Annotated in this window: 18 protein-coding genes and 1 other annotated feature; of the genes, 15 read left to right on the top strand and 3 right to left on the bottom strand. The window is 39.3% G+C overall.

All coding sequences use genetic code 11. The features are described 5' to 3' along the window. Positions 1 to 34 precede the first annotated feature (34 nt). From AC2TFD_RS23595 to AC2TFD_RS23535, 13 genes are all read left to right on the top strand, one after another. A complete protein-coding gene (locus AC2TFD_RS23595; protein ID WP_335567153.1) occupies positions 35 to 1,066 on the top strand; it encodes a glyceraldehyde-3-phosphate dehydrogenase in 1,032 nt (343 codons plus the stop codon). A 300-nt stretch (positions 1,067 to 1,366) separates the two neighbouring features. Continuing rightward, positions 1,367 to 1,741 (top strand): adenosylmethionine decarboxylase, encoded by a 375-nt coding sequence (gene speD / locus AC2TFD_RS23590; RefSeq protein ID WP_484674089.1) that lies wholly within the window; start codon positions 1,367 to 1,369, stop codon positions 1,739 to 1,741. Positions 1,742 to 1,851: 110 nt separating this feature from the next. Then, positions 1,852 to 2,241: a hypothetical protein gene (locus AC2TFD_RS23585; RefSeq protein WP_335567152.1), complete on the top strand. Its 390-nt coding sequence runs from the start codon at positions 1,852 to 1,854 to the stop codon at positions 2,239 to 2,241. Positions 2,242 to 2,321: 80 nt separating this feature from the next. After that, a complete protein-coding gene (gene nrdR / locus AC2TFD_RS23580; protein ID WP_045523558.1) occupies positions 2,322 to 2,783 on the top strand; it encodes a transcriptional regulator NrdR in 462 nt (153 codons plus the stop codon). Between the two features lie 52 nt (positions 2,784 to 2,835). Then, the gene (locus AC2TFD_RS23575) at positions 2,836 to 4,221 is read left to right on the top strand and encodes a replication initiation and membrane attachment family protein (RefSeq protein ID WP_335567151.1); all 1,386 of its coding nucleotides are present in this window, start codon (positions 2,836 to 2,838) and stop codon (positions 4,219 to 4,221) included. A 12-nt stretch (positions 4,222 to 4,233) separates the two neighbouring features. Next, positions 4,234 to 5,163, top strand: a complete 930-nt coding sequence (dnaI, locus tag AC2TFD_RS23570) for a primosomal protein DnaI (protein WP_335509279.1) — start codon at positions 4,234 to 4,236, stop codon at positions 5,161 to 5,163. Positions 5,164 to 5,304: 141 nt separating this feature from the next. Next, positions 5,305 to 6,168: a putative sporulation protein YtxC gene (gene ytxC, locus AC2TFD_RS23565; protein WP_335567150.1), complete on the top strand. Its 864-nt coding sequence runs from the start codon at positions 5,305 to 5,307 to the stop codon at positions 6,166 to 6,168. Positions 6,169 to 6,662: 494 nt separating this feature from the next. Beyond that, positions 6,663 to 8,600 (top strand): threonine--tRNA ligase, encoded by a 1,938-nt coding sequence (thrS, locus tag AC2TFD_RS23560; RefSeq protein WP_335567149.1) that lies wholly within the window; start codon positions 6,663 to 6,665, stop codon positions 8,598 to 8,600. Between the two features lie 169 nt (positions 8,601 to 8,769). Then, positions 8,770 to 8,901 (top strand) — a sequence feature (ribosomal protein L20 leader region). A gap of 133 nt (positions 8,902 to 9,034) precedes the next feature. Next, entirely contained in the window at positions 9,035 to 9,538 is a 504-nt protein-coding gene (gene infC, locus AC2TFD_RS23555) for a translation initiation factor IF-3 (protein WP_034676878.1), read from the top strand. 17 nt (positions 9,539 to 9,555) lie between these two features. After that, entirely contained in the window at positions 9,556 to 9,756 is a 201-nt protein-coding gene (rpmI, locus tag AC2TFD_RS23550; protein WP_045523549.1) for a 50S ribosomal protein L35, read from the top strand. A 35-nt stretch (positions 9,757 to 9,791) separates the two neighbouring features. After that, the gene (gene rplT, locus AC2TFD_RS23545; RefSeq protein ID WP_335513161.1) at positions 9,792 to 10,151 is read left to right on the top strand and encodes a 50S ribosomal protein L20; all 360 of its coding nucleotides are present in this window, start codon (positions 9,792 to 9,794) and stop codon (positions 10,149 to 10,151) included. A gap of 57 nt (positions 10,152 to 10,208) precedes the next feature. Then, positions 10,209 to 10,472, top strand: coding sequence for a DUF1294 domain-containing protein (locus AC2TFD_RS23540; RefSeq protein ID WP_335567148.1), 264 nt, complete (start codon positions 10,209 to 10,211; stop codon positions 10,470 to 10,472). Between the two features lie 68 nt (positions 10,473 to 10,540). Then, complete coding sequence (locus tag AC2TFD_RS23535; protein ID WP_484674088.1) at positions 10,541 to 11,128, top strand: TVP38/TMEM64 family protein; 588 nt, start codon at positions 10,541 to 10,543, stop codon at positions 11,126 to 11,128. Positions 11,129 to 11,132: 4 nt separating this feature from the next. On the opposite strand, the gene AC2TFD_RS23530 is transcribed toward AC2TFD_RS23535, so the two are convergent. Then, positions 11,133 to 11,513, bottom strand: a complete 381-nt coding sequence (locus tag AC2TFD_RS23530; protein ID WP_335513155.1) for a sigma-w pathway protein ysdB — start codon at positions 11,511 to 11,513, stop codon at positions 11,133 to 11,135. A gap of 101 nt (positions 11,514 to 11,614) precedes the next feature. Here AC2TFD_RS23530 and AC2TFD_RS23525 point away from each other — a divergent pair, with 101 nt between their 5' ends. Together AC2TFD_RS23525 and AC2TFD_RS23520 are read left to right on the top strand one after the other, a co-directional pair. Then, complete coding sequence (locus AC2TFD_RS23525; protein WP_484674087.1) at positions 11,615 to 12,106, top strand: dUTP diphosphatase; 492 nt, start codon at positions 11,615 to 11,617, stop codon at positions 12,104 to 12,106. 62 nt (positions 12,107 to 12,168) lie between these two features. Beyond that, positions 12,169 to 13,254, top strand: coding sequence for a M42 family metallopeptidase (locus AC2TFD_RS23520; RefSeq protein WP_484674086.1), 1,086 nt, complete (start codon positions 12,169 to 12,171; stop codon positions 13,252 to 13,254). 33 nt (positions 13,255 to 13,287) lie between these two features. Here the strand turns inward: AC2TFD_RS23520 and AC2TFD_RS23515 are convergent, their stop codons facing one another. Both AC2TFD_RS23515 and sspI read right to left on the bottom strand, forming a co-directional pair. After that, entirely contained in the window at positions 13,288 to 13,719 is a 432-nt protein-coding gene (locus AC2TFD_RS23515) for a hypothetical protein (RefSeq protein ID WP_484674085.1), read from the bottom strand. A gap of 36 nt (positions 13,720 to 13,755) precedes the next feature. Next, positions 13,756 to 13,962 (bottom strand): small acid-soluble spore protein SspI, encoded by a 207-nt coding sequence (gene sspI, locus AC2TFD_RS23510; RefSeq protein WP_335513147.1) that lies wholly within the window; start codon positions 13,960 to 13,962, stop codon positions 13,756 to 13,758. Positions 13,963 to 14,001 lie beyond the last annotated feature (39 nt).

Raw genomic sequence — 14,001 nt, 5'->3', positions numbered from 1 at the left:
ATAAGTATAACATTATTACGGAAGGGGCCGTGAAATGAAGGCGAGAGTTGCAATTAATGGTTTTGGGAGAATTGGAAGGATGGTTTTTAGAAAAGCTATCCTTGAAAATAAGCTTGATATTATTGCTATTAATGCGAGCTATCCTGCAGAAACATTAGCTCATTTAATTAAATATGATACGGTTCATGGACCATTTCAAGGGGATATCATTGCATTAGATGAAGAGCTAATTGTAAACGGTAAACGTGTAAAATTATTAAGTAATCGAAATCCGGAACAGCTTCCATGGAAAGATTTAAATATTGATGTGGTGATTGAAGCGACCGGAAAATTTAATTCACGTGACAAAGCTAGTCTGCACTTAGACGCAGGAGCAAAAAAGGTAATTATTACTGCGCCGGGGAAAGATGAGGATATTACAATTGTTATGGGGGTTAACGAAGAAAAGTTGGATATCCACCAACACGATGTGATTTCCAACGCTTCTTGTACGACGAACTGTCTAGCACCAGTGGCGAAGATTTTGGATGAAAAATTTGGAATCGAAAATGGTCTTATGACAACCATTCATTCCTATACAAATGATCAGAGGAATATCGATAATCCGCATAAAGATTTGCGGAGAGCCAGAGCATGTGGACAATCTATCATCCCAACCACAACGGGAGCAGCTAAAGCATTGTCACTAGTATTACCGCAGTTAAAGGGTAAGCTGCATGGAATGTCACTTCGCGTACCTACACCAAATGTGTCACTCGTTGACCTGGTTGTCGATTTGAAGCAGGACGTGACACTTGATGAAATCAATCAAGCATTTATTGAAGCAAAAAATGGCCCACTAAAGGGGATTCTAGACTTTACATTGGAACCGCTTGTCTCCGTTGATTTCAATACAAATCCGCATTCTGCGATCATCGATGGACTGTCTACAATGGTAATGGGGGACAGAAAAGTAAAGGTGCTGGCTTGGTACGATAATGAGTGGGGATATTCTTCACGCGTGGTTGATCTTACCTTATATGTTGCCCATTTAATGGCGAATAGCAATTCAGTGAAAGTTGGATAGAATAAAGAAATGCTGTCGATGGACAGCATTTTTTTGTGCCGTTTCCTTTTCCATACAGATTATTGTTTTTTTTGAGGTACATGCCCCTCAAAAAGAAATGGGAATTTTTAGAATGATAGGTTGCAAAAGAAATATAAACTTAGTATACTAATCATCGTGAACTTCTTGAAATTAGGTGCCGATTAATTACTTAAAGGGTTAGGACCTCATTGGACTAACTTTCCCCCGTTGTAATTACTAGATACCATCAACAAATGATTTCAAGAATGAAGCAAAAATGTTTGGAGGGGGAACATAAATATGGAAACAATAGGACGTCACGTAATCTCTGAATTATGGGGATGCGACTTTGAAAAATTGAATAATATGAATTTTATTGAACAAACTTTTGTCGAAGCAGCCCTTAAATCCGGTGCAGAAATTCGTGAGGTAGCTTTTCATAAATTTGCACCACAAGGCGTGAGCGGTGTTGTCATCATTTCTGAATCTCACTTAACCATTCACAGCTTCCCTGAACATGGCTATGCAAGCATTGATGTTTATACATGCGGAGATTTAGATCCCAATGTAGCAGCAGATTATATTGCTGAAAACTTAAATGCACAAACACGTGAAAATATTGAAATTCCACGTGGTATGGGTCCTGTTCAAGTAAAACAGGCAAAAGCTCTTTAAAATCTATAAAAATAATAATGACAAGGGGTGTATTTTGAGTACACCTCTTTTATTTTTTTCGCAAAGTATTGTAAACTAAGGTAAAAGATATATTTGGAGGCAATTATTCTATGTTAGGTAACTTATTTATTCGTTTTAGAAAGCAGGTCGAAACTTCAGATAATCAAAAGGATAGTGCCTTAACTACCCATTACTATAAAGCCACTTTCAATCAGGTATTTAAATCTGTTGAGGATCTCTTTAGACAGGACGCGGATTGCCGAATCGCAACTGTTTCGAAAGATCATGGGGAAATTGCCGTTGAAATTGATAAACCGGTTCCTTGCTTTCTTATTGTAACGGTAGTTTCAGTGAAACCTATGGAAACAGCAGTAGATTTTAATATTTCTACTGAAAGGTTTTCACCCGTCGGTATGTATCCCGTTTTAAAGAAAAGGTTAATTTCATATTACGAGAAAATTAACAAATTACATACTCTAGTTCGAAGCGGAAAAAATTGATAATTTCTTGTGTTACCGTTTTCTTTTTAATAAGATAGTTCATATATAAATATGTATGGATTGATTTGGGAGTTGATCAAATGAAGTGCCCTTCATGTCAAAATTATGGTACACGTGTGCTTGATTCCCGGCCAGTTGATGAGGGTCGTGCAACCCGAAGAAGGCGTGAGTGTGAAGAATGTGGATATCGTTTTACGACATTCGAGAAGATTGAAGAAATTCCACTGATCGTCGTCAAAAAGGAAGGTACGAGGGAAGAATTCAGTCGCGATAAAATTTTACGTGGCTTAATTAAAGCCTGTGAAAAGCGTCCTGTTGCTTTAAAGGAATTAGAGGATATTACCCAAGGGGTAGAAAAGGAACTGCGCAGTCAAGGAATATCCGAAATAAAAAGTGAATTGATTGGTGAAATGGTCATGGACAGGCTTGCCCATGTGGATGAGGTAGCCTATGTACGGTTTGCGTCTGTGTACCGTCAATTTAAAGATATTAATGTTTTTATTCAAGAATTAAAGGAATTGATAAACAAGGAGAAATCCTAGAGAGCTAAAGAAGTCTTTGGCTCTTTATTACTTTTATAAAAGGGTGAATGAAATGGCGCAGCATTGGCAGGAATTGATTCCGATTGACCGTTACCTTGTTACGTCAAGTGGATTGCTGCATGAATATGACCGCAAAGTGCTGACTTTTTTGTACCAGCCCTTAATCGGCTCTGCTTGTTTAAGTTTATATTTGACACTCTGGGCTGAGATTGAAGAAAATAGACTATGGTCGGAGTCTTCCACCCATCATTTATTAATGAATTTATTAAGTGTCAATTTAAAGGATATCTATGAAGCAAGGCTAAAGCTTGAAGGAATTGGTTTACTAAAAACATACGTAAAATCAGATGATGATGGACGTTCTTTTATCTATGAACTCCATCCGCCGTTAAATCCGGAACAGTTCTTTCTTGATGGAATGTTAAATATTTATTTATATCGTAAAATTGGAAAAAACCACTTTGCCCGGTTAAAACGCTTTTTTAGTGATAAGCAAAAACCTTTGGATGAGGAGTATTCCGACGTAACACGGTCTTTTCAGGATGTGTTTGCATCGGCTACACCTGGAAGTGTTCAATATATGCAAGACCATTCGGAAGACCTAGAAGCACAGCACAACCTAGAATTTATCGGCCGTCAGGATCAAAAACCAATCCAAATCGATACGAAAACCTTTGATTTTGACCTATTAATGGCAGGTCTTCAAGAATCGCTCGTTCCTCAAAAGTCACTAACCAAAAAGGTAAAAGAGGTTATCAGTAACCTAGCCTTCCTTTATGGAATTGGTCCCATTGAAATGAAAAACTTTATTTTAGGGGCTATCAATGAGAAGGATGAAATTGATATTGAGGACTTAAGAAAAGGTGCGCGTGATTGGTATCAATTTGAAAATTATGACCAACTGCCGAGCCTGGTCAATCGAACCCAGCCCGCTGTTCATCAGGAACAAGTAACGGAACCGAAAACGCAGGAACAAAAGTTAGTGCGTTATTATGAAACGACACCACCGATTGTGATTTTTAAAGAACTTTCAGGCGGCGTTGAACCATCAGCTTCGAATCTAAAGATATTAGAGGAAGTAATGATTAAATATAAACTTCCTCCTGGTGTGGTAAACGTGTTGATTGAGGTTGTCCTTAGAAAAACAGATATGAAATTTACTAAGGGATTTGTTGAATCGATAGCCAGCCATTGGGCTCGCCTTAAGATTAAGACCGTTAGGGAAGCAATGGAAGCTGCACGAAAAGAAGAGCGAAGCGTTAAAGAAAGTAAAAAAACCGGGAAATCTTCTAAAAAACCTATCCGGACTGAAGTTTTACCTGATTGGTTTGATGAGAATGGTAAAGATAGTAGTAAAGAAATTCAAACAGATGATAACACAGAGCTTGAAGCGAAAAAGCGTGCAATTGAAGAAAAGCTAAAAGCCTTTCGTAAATAGGGGTTGAGGGTAATGGAAAAAATAAATCGAACACTAAAGCGTTTAGCCTCAAATGAAAGCTTTCAGAAACGCTATGAAGAGCAGCGGCAGCAAGTTCTAAAGCAACCTGATGTTCAAGCTTTTCTGACGGAACATCAAAATGAGCTAACACAGGCAACCATTGAAAAAAGCATGAGTAAGCTTTATGAGTATACCCAGCAAAGTAAAGAATGCAATCGGTGTGAGAGTCTCGATGGCTGTATTAACTTCATGAAAGGATACCATCCGGATTTAGTGCTGGTTCGTAACTCGATTGATGTGGTTTATAAGCGTTGTCCTAGAAAAGTGATGGCAGACGAACAAAAGAAAAATCAAAAACTTATTAAAAGCCTTCATGTGCCAAAAGATATTTTGGAAGCTACTTTTGAAGAGTTCGAAGGTGACTTGGGACGTTTAGACGCAGGAGACAAGGCTGCTACCTTTTTAATGAATTACGAGGCCGGCCTAAAACCAAAGGGCCTATATTTATATGGCAAGTTTGGCGTCGGAAAATCCTATTTATTAGGAGCCATAGCCAATGAATTGGCCAAAAAGCAAATCTCCTCGATGATTGTGTATGTACCTGAGTTGCTGCGTGAAATGAAAAGTGCAATAGGTGATTCTACCTTAAATGAAAAAATTGAAGCTCTCAAAAAAGAACCTATCTTAATGCTTGATGATATCGGTGCAGAAGCGGTTTCCAGCTGGACAAGAGATGAAGTATTAGGTCCAATCCTACAGTTCAGAATGCTTGAAAAGCTTCCAACCTTCTTTACCTCTAATTTTGACTTTCAAGGACTAGAGCACCATTTAACCTACAGTCAACGCGGTGAAGAGGAGAAAATGAAAGCACGAAGAATCATGGAAAGAATCCGAAGTTTAAGTGAACCTGTTCTAGTTGATGGACGAAACCGCAGGGATTAAAAAATAGGGATTGCCGAGTTATTTTCGGTAATCCTTATTTTTTTTCACAATATCGTTGTAACCTAGCTGTCTTAACTTCTATTTTGTCCAAGTCCCCCATATAAATAGTAAAACAGAGTATGGGTCAGAGGGGGGATTTGGTTGGCAGAAATCATCTTCCGAAGCAAGATGGATGTGAAGAGATTTTATGATCACTTGCGGGAGTGCTTAAAATATAATCAAGATATTCTTCTAATAGAAGATCGACATATAGTAAGGATTCTGGAAAACAAGGTAAGTTTAGAAGAGGTCAAGGACGCATTTTATCAATTTATCATAAAAATAAAACGTGATGATTGGCTGCGCTCCATTTTACAGGAGCAGTATTTTTTCGAGGACCCAGAAGAGCAACAGCACATCATGGAGATTATTGATTCTGTTCTTGAGGGTGCTAGGGAGGACCTGACTGTTTTAATTAAGAAAAATGAGGAAATGCCAGATATTAGAGAAGCGATTGATGAAATTTTTCAAGAGAATGTTTCTTTTTCATTTGATTCCTTTCTAAAATTTCGATTGCGTCCTTATATAAAAATGTTAGAGAGTTACGTAGAAATATCCATTGATGAATATAAAATGGAACAAGAGTATCAAATGTTTATCCAAACATTACGGGATTTTTTAGCATGCCGTGAACCAAGAATGGACACGCTGCATTTGTTATTTGATGAGGAGATTACCTTTTTTGATGAAAAATTTGAAGAGATAAAAAGGGGAGAGCTGGTGAGAATGATAGATCGGAAGCTTTTGTTTAATCATCCGGTTTATGTGGATTCTGCATCCATTGCACCTTTATTATCAATCGCACCTAAGAATATTTACCTTTATACAAAAAATCCGGAGGAACCGCTTGTAAGGACGATTAAAAACATCTTTGAAGAAAGAGTTTTAATCAAGTCATATAAAGGTTTGCGAGATACAAAAGAAAGGGTTCAACAGGAAAACAGCGCAAATGAAAACGGTGCTTAAAAAATTGTGTGCTTGGTGTATTGATTTTTTATAAAATTATCATTATAATAACGTACATAATCTAAATGAAGCAAAAGTAATGATAAGGACAACAGTATTTTTTCACGGTTACCAGAGAGGGAGGACCTGGCTGAAAGCCTCCTAGCACGGATTGAATGCTTACCACCTTTAAACTTCAGCGGTGAACGCTTCTTTGAAGTGAGTAATCGACTGACGGGAAACAGCCCGTTACCCTGTCCTAAAGTCATTTTTAAGTGTGTTTATAAAAATGAAAAATTGGGTGGAACCACGTGTTTAATAAACTCGTCCCTTTTCCAGGGACGGGTTTTTTTATTTTTTATCAAATATTCGAGAATTGTCTAGCTGCAGCGCCTAGGGGCTTGGGTCATAAGCCAATCCGTCAAAAAGGTCAAAGAACGACCTTTTCGCCGGCTCGTCTAGACTCACGCCCCTGGGCAAGGCGCTTCCGCTTTTCTCACAAAGGAGGAAAAACCATGTCAGACGTTGTTAAGATTTCGTTTCCAGATGGAGCAGTGAAGGAGTTCCCTCGTGGAACAACAACGGAAGATATTGCCGCTTCCATCAGCCCGGGACTGAAGAAAAAGGCTATTGCCGGGAAATGGAATGGTCAATTATTTGATCTTCGCCGTCCAATCGTAGAGGACGGTTCCATAGAAATCGTTGTCCCAGATTCAAAAGATGCCTTAGAGATTTTGCGTCATAGTACTGCACACTTAATGGCACAAGCGATTAAAAGGCTGTATGGCAAAGAAGTAAACCTTGGGGTAGGTCCCGTTATTGAAGGTGGATTTTATTATGACATCGACCTTGAAGAATCAATTACTCCAGAAGATCTTCCGAAAATTGAAAAAGAAATGGCGAAGATCGTCAATGAAAACATTGAAATCGTTCGTAAAGAGGTTAGCCGTGCGGAAGCCGTTCAGTTCTTCAAAGCAGCCGGTGACCCATACAAGCTTGAACTCATTGAAGCGATCCCTGATGATGAGACAGTGACAATTTATGAGCAAGGTGATTTCGCTGACCTTTGCCGAGGTGTTCACGTACCTTCAACTGGAAAAATTAAAGAATTTAAATTATTAAGCATTGCAGGTGCCTACTGGCGTGGTGACAGCAAAAATAAAATGCTGCAGCGTATTTATGGTACTGCGTTCTTTAAGAAAGAAGACCTTGCAGAGCACCTTCGCTTATTGGAAGAAGCGAAAGAACGTGACCACCGTAAAATTGGTAAAGAGTTGAACCTTTTCACAAGCTCACAATTAGTTGGACAAGGGCTGCCATTATGGTTACCAAAGGGTGCAACTATTCGACGAGTAATTGAACGTTACATTGTTGATAAAGAGCAGCGTCTTGGCTATGACCATGTGTACACTCCAATCATGGGCAGTGTGGATTTATATAAAACTTCAGGTCACTGGGATCATTACCAGGAGGATATGTTCCCTATAATGGACATGGATAACGAGCAATTGGTACTTCGTCCAATGAACTGTCCGCACCACATGATGGTGTACAAAAATGCTATACACAGTTATCGTGAACTTCCAATTCGAATTGCTGAACTTGGAACTATGCACCGTTACGAAATGTCCGGCGCTTTATCTGGACTGCAGCGTGTTCGTGGGATGACATTAAATGATGCTCATATCTTTGTTCGACCTGATCAAATTAAAGATGAATTTAAACGAGTGGTTAATCTTGTTTTAGCTGTATACAAAGATTTCAACATTAATGACTATTCCTTCCGTCTTTCCTACAGAGACCCGCAAGATACTGAAAAGTATTTTGATGATGATGCAATGTGGGAAAAAGCACAAAGTATGTTGAAGGATGCGATGGATGACCTTGGCCTTGATTATTATGAAGCAGAAGGAGAAGCTGCTTTCTACGGTCCTAAGCTCGATGTTCAAGTAAAAACTGCTTTAGGAAAAGAAGAAACACTTTCTACTGTACAGTTAGACTTCTTGCTTCCTGAAAGATTTGATCTGAATTATGTGGGTGAGGACGGGAAACAGCATCGCCCAGTTGTTATCCACCGCGGTGTTGTGTCAACAATGGAACGGTTTGTAGCCTTCTTAATTGAGGAATACAAAGGTGCCTTCCCAACTTGGTTAGCGCCAGTACAGGTACAGGTCATTCCTGTTTCTCCCGATGCACATTATGATTTTGCTAAGCAGGTTCAGGAACAGCTTCAAAATGAAGGCTTCCGTGTTGAAATAGATGGCCGTAATGAAAAAATCGGCTACAAAATCCGTGAAGCACAAATGCAAAAAATTCCATATATGCTCGTTGTCGGTGACAAGGAAGTTGAAGAAAATGCCGTTAACGTCCGTAAATATGGTGAGCAAAAGTCAGTAACAGAGCCATTTGCACAATTCCTTGAATCATTAAAAGCAGAGGTAAAAAGAGGATAAATGATCGCAAGGGGAGATTTTTCTCCCCTTGTTTTTTTGAAAAGAAAAAATTTCTATTGAATAATATTTCATTTCTTGATAGAATGATTTTTGTTGTCATACGAAATGTGTGTTTGACATCATATCTTTGTTTATGTTATAGTTACTAAGGAAAATTGAATACTAGTTTTGGGAAAAGAAGAAGCACCCGCTTCTCACCTGATTGACGCAATTGGCAGTTGGCAGGTTTTACGTGAACTTTTTAGTTTATTACTTTTGTTTCGTAAAGTGTGGGTGTTCGCATCCGCACTTTTTTATTTGCAAAAAAACAAAACATCTAAAAGTTGTTCATTTCTTGCCGAAACAGCAAAGTGTCATAAGTCAGTCAGCTGATTAACTTGACCCAAATGTTGTATTCGTGAAAACCTTGGAGGTGGCTAATTATTAGCAAAGACATGTTGTTAAATGAGGGTATTCGCGCTCGTGAAGTTCGCCTAATTGATCAAAACGGCGAGCAATTGGGGATTAAAACCAAATTTGAAGCGTTGGAGATTGCTGGAAGAGTGAATCTTGATTTGGTACTAGTTGCACCAAATGCGAAGCCTCCGGTAGCCCGAATTATGGACTATGGCAAATTCAAATTCGAGAATCAAAAGAAAGAAAAAGAAGCTCGAAAGAATCAAAAGATTATTGTTACCAAAGAAGTTCGTCTCAGCCCAACAATTGATGAGCACGACTTTAATACAAAACTTCGCAATGCGATTAAGTTTTTGGAAAAAGGCGACAAGGTAAAAGCTTCAATCCGCTTTAAGGGCCGGGCGATTACCCATAAAGAAATCGGTCAACGTGTATTAGACCGTTTTGCTACCGAGTGCAAGGAAGTTGCAACAATCGAGTCTCATCCAAAAATGGATGGACGAAGCATGTTCCTCGTTCTAGCACCTAAAACTGAAAAGTAATAAGGAGGACTATCCCAATGCCAAAAATGAAAACTCACCGTGGCGCTGCAAAGCGTTTCAAGAAAACTGGTTCTGGTAAACTGAAGCGTTCACACGCTTATACTAGCCACTTATTTGCAAATAAGTCTACTAAAGCAAAGCGTAAGCTTCGCAAAGCGTCTGTTGTTTCTAAAGGCGATTTCAAACGCATCCGTTTCTTATTAACAAACATCAAGTAAATTCGAGCGATCGATTTATATAGGAGGGTAATTACATGCCACGTGTAAAAGGCGGTACAGTTACGCGCAAGCGTCGTAAAAAAGTTTTAAAATTAGCAAAAGGTTATTATGGTTCAAAACATACATTATATAAAGTAGCTAACCAACAGGTTATGAAATCTTTAATGTATGCATTCCGCGATCGTCGCCAGAAGAAGCGCGACTTCCGTAAACTTTGGATTACTCGTATCAACGCAGCAGCTCGTATGAACGGTCTTTCTTACAGCCGTTTAATGCATGGCTTAAAGCTTGCTGGTATCGAAGTAAACCGCAAAATGCTTGCTGAATTAGCAGTGAGCGATGCTGCAGCATTTACTGAATTAGCAAACGTTGCAAAACAACAACAATCTAAATAATTTATAAAAAGCCATTCTCCGTCGCGAGGATGGCTTTTTCTATAAGGGAGTGGGGAAATGAATACACTATTAGCGGTGTACATCATCATGAATCTGATTGGTCTTGTGGTGATGAAGGCAGATAAAGAACGGGCAAAAAAACATGAATACCGAATAAGTGAAAGGACGTTGTGGCTGATTGCGGTATTTGGCGGGGCGGTTGGAACAACTGCCGGGATGCAGCTATACCGGCATAAGACAAAGCACCAGGCCTTTAGGATTGGATTTCCCTTACTGGCGGCCGCAGAAATAATTCTTTTCGTTTATATTTACAGATTGTAGACATAACAGCTTGCCCCTATTTATAAGCTTAATTATCAACAAAGAGTAACACCCAGGGGGCATGTACAATGAATGAGGATTTGTCTTTGCTGTTAATCATGGTAGAAGCAGGAGGGATTTTTGCTCCTTTGGCATTCATTCTCTTTCATTTGCTAAGATCGTTCCTATTCATTCCTGTATCAGTTGTCGTCATCGCGGGAGGAGTGCTATTTGGAACGGTATGGGGAACGATTTATTCGGTTATTGGCTTAATGGGGGTTAGTATTTTTTTCTATGCTTTTATAGATAGATTGCCGAAAACCCAGAACCGTTTGATAAAAATAAAAAATCGCTGGTTCGGTGAATACCGAAATCTTACTGTTGGTCAAATTGCTATTTTAAGACTTATTCCATTTGTACATTACCATTTATTAAGCTTCTGTTTAAAGCAAAGAAAACAAAGGTTTAAGGACTACATGAAGGCTTCTTTCCTGACAAATATTCCGATTGCCTTTTTTTGTACTATTGTTGGAGAGTACATCAGCACGTTTACCCCATCCGTTATTGCAGTGATTCTGCTTGGGTTAACATTTCTTGTTTATTTGTTAAGGGAGAAACAAAATGTGATTAAATGGAAGGAGTTTTTTAAAAGAACAAAAGAAAAAGCCGCTGGTTAAGCGGCTATTTTTGATGCAAAAATTCATGGATCGGGCTTTTCCAATTGATCTGGGCAACCGGATATTTTTCATGGATTTTTTTCTCTATAAAATGAAAGTCCTCCTTCGCCATTCCTTGAATGGAAGTAGTCTGATCCGGCCAAAGTGAGATGGAAACAACATCTATTGTATTTTTCGTGGCACCTAGGTATTTTTCTCCTGTAAACAATGCACCATTGTAGGTAAGTTGAAAATTCTTGATAACCTCCTCATTATCAACAAGCAAGAAGCGTTTGTGTTTTCGTGCTGCTTCTAATTTACGGGTTGGTTTGAGGAGGAATTTAATTGTTCGATAAAACAAAAAGATAAACATGCATACTAACAGTAAGCGTAGCAGCCAAACCATGATTTTGCCTCCTAGACCTTTTTCCTACTATACGAAACAGAAAGCGAAAAGTTTCATTCTTACCATAGTTTGATATAATTTTACTAAGGGAGTGTTGTTGAATGCAGCTAGATCAATTATTTGAAATGCAGCAAGGATTGGACCAGCATATTGAAGAAAAGCATGGATTACAGAACGAAGATTTGTTTAATAGAAAGGTTCTAGCATTGCTGGTGGAGCTCGGAGAATTGGCAAATGAAACACGCTGTTTCAAGTTTTGGAGCTTCAAGCCTTCATCGGAAAAGAGTGTGATTTTAGAGGAATATGTTGATGGGGTGCATTTCATTTTATCACTTGGAATTGAATGCAAATTTCAAAAACTCGATTACACACTTGATTTGGAACCAACAACAGTAAGCACAACAGAGCAATTCCTTTTGATTTATGAAAAAGTAAATGCGTTTAAAAACAGTAAAAATGAACGTGATTTCAAAACTTTGTTGCAATCTTATTTGCAGCTTGGCGGACTGCTTGGAATATCCTACAATGAAATGGAAAAAGCATATTTTGCAAAAAACGAAGTAAATTATCAGAGACAGCAGAATAATTATTAGCTGAACATAATCACTATATTCTGTATAATAAATTTCGATATACATAAAAAGGGGGAGCAGCAATGGCTAATTTGGATGAGACCTTAACGATGTTAAAGGATTTAACCGATGCCAAAGGAATTCCTGGCAACGAGCGGGAAGTCCGCGAAGTAATGAAAAAATACATAGCTCCATATGCGGATGAAGTGACAACCGATGGACTTGGCAGTTTAATCGCCAAAAAGGTTGGAACAGAGGGCGGTCCGAAAATTATTGTGGCTGGCCACTTAGATGAAGTCGGTTTTATGGTTACGCAAATTGACGACAAGGGATTCCTCCGTTTTCAAACCCTTGGCGGCTGGTGGTCGCAGGTGATGCTTGCGCAGCGCGTCACAGTGGTAACGAATAAGGGTGATATCATAGGTGTCGTCGGGTCGAAGCCTCCGCATATCTTACCTGCAGAAGCGCGTAAAAAACCAGTAGACATTAAAGACATGTTTATTGATATTGGCGCTTCTAGCCGCGAGGAAGCCCTTGAATGGGGTGTTCTTCCAGGAGATATGGTTGTACCGTATTTCGAATTTACTGTTATGAATAATGAAAAATTGCTGTTAGCAAAGGCATGGGATAACCGAATCGGCTGTGCGATTGCGATTGATGTATTGAAGCAATTAAAGGGTAGTGACCATCCGAATGAGGTGTATGGACTCGGAACCACCCAAGAAGAAATTGGCTCTCGTGGTGCAAAGACTGCGGCTGAAAAAATCAATCCTGATATCGCTTTTGCGGTGGATGTAGGAATTGCCGGAGATACACCTGGAATTTCTGAGAAAGAAGCCATGAGCAAAATGGGGAAAGGTCCACAAATTATATTATATGATGCGACCCTTGTAGCCCATAAAGGATTACGCGACCTTATTATTGATGTTGCGGATGAATTAAATATCCCTTATCAATTTGATGTTATTCCTGGAGGCGGGACAGATGCTGGTCCAATCCACACTGCCCATAATGGCGTTCCATCAATCGCCATTACGATAGCAACACGCTATATTCATACGCATGCCGCAATGCTCCACCGTGATGACTATGAAAACACAGTGAAGCTTATCGTAGAAGTCACCAAGCGGCTGGACCGGGAAACAGTTGATAAGATTACCTATGAGTAACAGCTCTATCCCCGACGGATTCGTTGGGGATTTTTAATGCAGATGGAGGGTAAGCGGAAAATACTGGCGGATAGCGAAAAATACTGGCGGATAGGAAGAAATACTGGCGGATAGCAAGAAATACTGGCGGATAGGAAGAAATACTGGCGGATGGCGGAAAATACTGGCGGATAGAGAAATACTGGCGGATGGCAAGAAATACTGGCGGATAGCGAAAAATACTGGCGGATAGCGAGAAATACTGGCGGATACGAAGAAATACTGGCGAATAGCGAAAAATACTGGCGGATAGCGAGAAATACTGGCGGATAGCAAGAAATACTGGCGGATGGCAAGAAATACTGGCGGATAGCGAAAAATACTGGCGGATGGCAAGAAATACTGGCGGATAGCTGAAAATACTGGCGGATAGCAAGAAATACTGGCGGATGACAAGAAATACTGGCGGATAGCACACAAAAACAAGTAAAGCTGCCGAGTTAGAATCGGCAGCTACAACTATTACTTCAATCCACTCTCAAGTGCAGCGAGCATTTCCTTCTTCTCATCCTCAGATGAATTCTTCCAAATGATTTCAAACAGTACACCTAGACCTGGCAGCATTTTTTCCTCGCCATTTTGGATTGCGTCAACGATTGTATCTTCTAATTCAGCTTGTGAGTTACCAGTGACATTGTGTACAATGGCATTTCGCAAATTTAAATTCATGATTATACACTCCTTTATTATCCTGCATTACTTTTATAT

The sequence above is a fragment of the Neobacillus sp. plas4 genome (genome assembly GCF_057221695.1).
The sequence above is the reverse complement of the archived record's forward strand: the minus strand, read 5'-3'. Positions and strand labels throughout refer to the sequence as shown.